This is a genomic window from Aphanothece microscopica RSMan92 (assembly GCF_046613545.2).
In the GTDB taxonomy this organism is placed as follows: Bacteria; Cyanobacteriota; Cyanobacteriia; order PCC-6307; family Cyanobiaceae; genus NIES-981.
Window position 1 is genome coordinate 1 of record NZ_JBKKKY020000110.1, and the last position, 4,118, is coordinate 4,118.

At 60.4% G+C, this 4,118-nt stretch carries 6 protein-coding genes; all 6 read right to left on the reverse strand.

All coding sequences use genetic code 11. From position 1 onward, the window contains the following. Positions 1-373: 373 nt before the first annotated feature. Entirely contained in the window at positions 374-547 is a 174-nt protein-coding gene (locus tag ACLD7X_RS15890) for a hypothetical protein (RefSeq protein ID WP_411424653.1), read from the reverse strand. Continuing rightward, positions 547-723 carry a hypothetical protein gene (locus ACLD7X_RS15895; RefSeq protein ID WP_411424654.1) on the reverse strand — a complete coding sequence of 59 codons (177 nt, stop codon included), beginning with the start codon at positions 721-723 and terminating at the stop codon, positions 547-549. Before ACLD7X_RS15895 ends, ACLD7X_RS15890 begins: the two co-directional genes overlap by 1 nt. Positions 724-1,014: 291 nt before the next feature. After that, a complete protein-coding gene (locus tag ACLD7X_RS15900) occupies positions 1,015-1,407 on the reverse strand; it encodes a hypothetical protein (RefSeq protein ID WP_411424655.1) in 393 nt (130 codons plus the stop codon). Between the two features lie 1,030 nt (positions 1,408-2,437). Further along, complete coding sequence (msrB, locus tag ACLD7X_RS15905; protein WP_411424658.1) at positions 2,438-2,926, reverse strand: peptide-methionine (R)-S-oxide reductase MsrB; 489 nt, start codon at positions 2,924-2,926, stop codon at positions 2,438-2,440. Positions 2,927-2,942: 16 nt separating this feature from the next. After that, positions 2,943-3,173, reverse strand: a complete 231-nt coding sequence (secG, locus tag ACLD7X_RS15910; RefSeq protein WP_411424659.1) for a preprotein translocase subunit SecG — start codon at positions 3,171-3,173, stop codon at positions 2,943-2,945. Positions 3,174-3,197: 24 nt separating this feature from the next. After that, the coding region (gene gpmI, locus ACLD7X_RS15915; RefSeq protein WP_411424660.1) for a 2,3-bisphosphoglycerate-independent phosphoglycerate mutase at positions 3,198-4,118 on the reverse strand (921 nt) is incomplete at its 5' end.

Consider the following 4,118-nt stretch of genomic DNA (forward strand, 5'->3'; position numbering starts at 1 on the left):
CGCCGGCATCGTGGATCCCGCCAAGGTGACCCGCTCCGGCCTCCAGAATGCCGCCTCGATCGCTGGCATGGTGCTCACCACCGAGTGCATCGTGGCCGATCTCCCCGAGAAGAAGGAAGCGGCTCCCGCCGGTGGCGGTGGCATGGGCGGCGACTTCGACTACTGATCTCCACCGAGATCAACGGTCTGAGTCGATTCTCCAGAATCCAGTCAGGGAGGGCACTTGCCCTCCCTTTTTTATGGCCTGTTCTCCTTTGGCATGTTGTGAAGTAGCGGTTTCAAGGTATGAACTCCTGTGCTGGCGCCTTGGGTGCTGATGGCCGTGGTTGCGTGGAGGGTGTAGAAGGCATTGAAGCGGTCGTTGCTTGGGTCTTCACGATCTCTTTGACCAGATCTTCTCCAGGGTCTTGCGGAACTCAGCACTCTTCATCGGTGTTGCGAGATCTCTCCTCCTGAAGAAGACGCTGCCGATCCACCAGACCTGCAGACCTGCAAAGGCAAGGCCGACCAGACCCAATTGGATGTATCCCCAGTTCAGATGCTCCATCACGTCTTCTGTTGATCTTTCTGCCAGATCCGTTCCAGCGACTGCCTGAAGCGTTCGGTGCTGGTTGTGGTGTTTCCCAGGTGCTTGCGGAACAGGGCCGTGAGGCGCCAGAACTTGACCCCAGCGGCGAGCGCAAAGATCGCCCAGGGCACCAGCATCCAGAGGGGATGGTTCATCGGGACATTCTGACTGGCATCTGCCCTCGTCGTGTTTGCTGGCGCCGGAAATGCTGGAGAATTTCTCCGGTGTGGCGGATGAGTGCGAAGAGCACGTTGGGTTCTTTGAGGTGGCGAGCGCCTGAACACTTCATTGCACCAATGCATTCTCGCTTCATCGCTATGTCCCGGAACCAGTGATGGATTGATATGTCTCGCGCTGTCATCAGCAAGGTGATGTCCGGCCATTGCCCGGGAGTCAATTCATCTGGATCGCAAACTCATGCCACGGAGACTCCTCCTGTTGTCTGATTAGGGGCCGAAGACTCTGATTGGTTCTGGAAATTCCAGCATGAAGTCTATCAAATAAATCTGTGCTCCTTGTCTGTCTCTGGCGCCGACGCCAACTGTCCAAATGTCGTTGCCTGCATCACAGTTCACGTGAAGTGAGTACGGGGACTCCTTGAAGGCAAAGAAGTCGCCCGTATTGTTTTCACTGTTCACAATAGCCTCTTGCTTTTCCGTGAATTCCTTTTTGTCTGCTGCTGCCTTCGCTGCTCTCATGCATTCGTCCAGGGACATCTTGAGTGCTCCACCCGCTGTCACTACATGTGGTGCAACATCTTGCGCGTGCAGTGGTGCTGCCGTCCCGAGTGCGGCAACCACCATCAATGCCCTGATTGCTTGAGTCCAGGCAGTCTTCATTGATCCAGGCGTCCTGGGGCAATCGTTGCTTAACTCTATCTTTTATCCTTGAACCCGCTTTGCCCAGGTGCCGATCGGACACGGATTCCCGCTCAGATCGAATGTCGCATGTTGCTCAGGTGCGTTCCGGTGCCTTCTGCATCGCCTGGAGTGCTGGTGCTGGCGGAATGCCCATGGGTTGCCCTTGACCACCATGCCGCAGCGCTCCCAGGTCGTTGTGGGTGCCTCTTAAGACAAGCACACGCCAGGTGCTCGCCCTGCTCCGGCGATTGTGCCTCGAGCTGCTTCCCATGCTGAGGTCCGGGACAATCTGGAGTGGGACGTCTTGGAACCCTCCTGCCCAGGGTGCCCCCCCCGCAGGGGGCGCAGAAAAGTTGGCTGGATGCGTATCCGTAGGAGAGGCGATCAGGGGGAATCCCCTGACGGAGCCGTGGGTTCAGGCAGGGCCGGATCCGGAGGTGGTGGGAGCTCCTGCTGGCCGGGGGGCAGTGTCCGTTGGATGGACGGGGCGGGAAACTGCTGGGCCTGCGGCTTGGCCTCGGTGGCTGATGGGACAACTTCCTCGGGTTTCGAGAGGTTCTGAAGTTGTTCTTTGAGAGAGCGGATTTCTTCGATCTGCTGCGACTCGCGCTGTTTTTGACCATCTACAGCCCGGTAGACGGCTACCACCGTGAGCCCAATCGTTCCGATTGCCGCAACTGTTGAGATTGTGGACTGAAATCTGCCCATTCAGGGAGTCCCGGATCCGTTGAGTCCAGCCAGTTTACCTGTCGTTCTCTGGGGCAGACTATTGCCGTACCTCTGCGTTCTGCCGCGCTGTTCAGCCTCCCATCAGCGGCCAGCAGCCTGACGAGAACGGGGCTCCAGGGAAACCGATTCCGCGGAGGCTGTTGTTCAGCTGCCTGGTTGTTGCCCTATCGGCCCCAGTGCTGTTGCGCCTTCTCCCCTGGATGGAGTGGATGGAGCGAATCGCGTGGGTAGGGGCCCTGCTGCCTCAGAGCCCATGGGACCAGGCGCGGCCGGCTGCTGCTCAGGATGGCTTGAAGTTCAGCGCGATGCCGTTGTTGCAATAGCGCTTGCCGGTGGGTTTGGGCCCGTCGTTGAACACGTGTCCCTGATGACCGCCGCAGCGTCTGCAGTGATATTCCGTGCGAGGTACAACCAATTTGAAGTCAACCTTGGTGCTGACCGCCTTGGGCAGGGGTTGCCAGAAGCTGGGCCAGCCGGTGCCGCTCTCGAATTTGCTGGAGGAGCTGAACAGGGGCAGCTGGCATCCGGCGCACACGAAGGTGCCCTGCCGTTTCTCCTTGTTCAGGGGGCTCGAGAACGGGCGCTCGGTGCCTTCCCTGCGCAGGACGGCATAGGCGGCCGGACTGAGACGCTTCTTCCACTCCGCTTCAGTCAGCTTCCATTGAGGGTCGCTCGCTTCGGAGGCAGCCTCCGCGCGACGGCTGGATCCGAAGATCCCGGCCAGAGCCATGCCCAGGCCAGCCAGCAGGTTGCGACGGTTCAGCGCCATGGTGTTGATTCCCGGGTCAGGACAGCCAGCCGGCACTCAGGATCACGGCCAGACCCAGGAAAATCGCCAGAAGGGTCCAGGTGATGCGGTTGAGGGTCTGCTCGGCACTGCGGGCACTGGTGAACATGGATCCCCCACTGGCGGCAAGGCCGCCCATCCCGTCCCCCTTGGGACTGTGGAGCAGGACGCTGAGGATCAGCAGAACACCGCTGCCGACCCACACCCATCCCAGAACCGTGCTGATCATGCGTGACCCATCGTTCGATGCAGGTTAGACACCCAGGGTCTGCGGGATACGGCTTTCGGCGGCGCCGACACTGCTGGGAGCCACCAGCGAGGTGCCGGTCATGGTGTCTGGCTTGGGCAGACCAAGGATTTCCAGCAGGGTGGGAGCGATGTCGGCGAGGCCTCCGTGGGGCCGCAACCTGACGTCATTGCCATGGCCGGCGAGTTTTCGCTTTTCCCCTTCGACCAGGATCACCGGTACCGGATTGGTGGTGTGAGCGGTCCAGGGCCGACCGTCGGGCCCCACCATCACTTCGGCATTGCCGTGATCGGCGGTGATCAGGAGGGTGCCACCCATGCGGTTGGTGGCCTCCATCAGACGGCCGACGCACTGGTCCACCGTGTGGATGGCCGATGTTGTGGCCTCCATCTTGCCGGTATGTCCAACCATGTCCGGGTTGGCATAGTTGATGACCACCAGGGAGTAGATGCCTTTGTTGATGGCGGCAATGCAACTGTCGGTGAGCTGCTCGGCTGACATGGCCGGTGCCTGATCGTAGGTGGCTACCCGTGGTGAAGGCACCAGATGACGATCCTCGCCGGGGAAGGCCTGCTCGATTCCCCCATTCATGAAGTAGGTGACATGGGGGTATTTCTCGGTTTCTGCGGTGCGGAACTGGCGAAGCCCTGACGATGAGACCACCTGACCCAAGAGGCCATCGAGGGATTCGGGGGGGAAGGCCACGCTCACCGGCAGATCCTTCTCGTACTGGGTGAAGGTGACGACGTCGAGGGCAGGGATGGGGTCGCTGCGCTCGAAGTCGGTGAACTCGGCAGACACCAGGGATCGGATCAATTGGCGCACCCGGTCGGGGCGGAAGTTGAAGCAGATCACCCCATCGCCATCCTTGAGCTGTCCCTCGGCCAGGCGGACGGGCTCCAGGAATTCATCACCGATGTCCTCGGC